Below are 536 nucleotides of genomic sequence, written 5' to 3' on the forward strand. Positions count from 1 at the left end.
ACGACCTCCGCGTGGCGCGGGCAGGCATGGACGAGTGGCGCGAGGGCCTGAGGGCCGTCACCTTCCACAACAAGCTGGGCTCGCAGTGGGACCGGGTGGAGCGCGTCAAGGCGCTCGCGCGCGAGATCGCCCCCCTGGTGGGCGCCGACCCCGACCTCGCGGAGCAGGCCGCGGACGTGGCCAAGCTCGACCTGCGCTCGGCCATGGTGGGCGAGTTCCCGGAGCTCCAAGGGCTGATGGGGCGCTACTACGCCGAGGCCGCGGGGCTGCCGGCGGAGGTCGCCGTGGCCTCGCAGGAGCACTATGCGCCGCTCGGACCCTCTGACGCGGTGCCTACGGCGCCAGTCTCGGTGGCGGTGGCGCTCGCCGACAAGATCGACACGCTGACGGGCTTCTGGTGGATCAATGAAAAGCCCTCAGGCTCGAAAGACCCCTTCGCGCTTAGGAGATCCGCGCTAGGCATTTTGCGCCTGGTACTCACATCCAACCTACGAGTCAGTATGTTGAATATAATCCTCAATGGCTACGATCCGTAC

At 67.4% G+C, this 536-nt stretch carries 1 protein-coding gene; it reads left to right on the plus strand.

Going from position 1 to position 536, the window contains the following annotated elements; genetic code table 11:
- The coding region (locus I6F37_RS38605; RefSeq protein WP_225154158.1) for a glycine--tRNA ligase subunit beta at positions 1-536 on the plus strand (536 nt) is incomplete at both ends.

The organism is Bradyrhizobium sp. NBAIM08, from assembly GCF_020193935.1.
Lineage (GTDB): Bacteria > Pseudomonadota > Alphaproteobacteria > Rhizobiales > Xanthobacteraceae > Bradyrhizobium > Bradyrhizobium yuanmingense.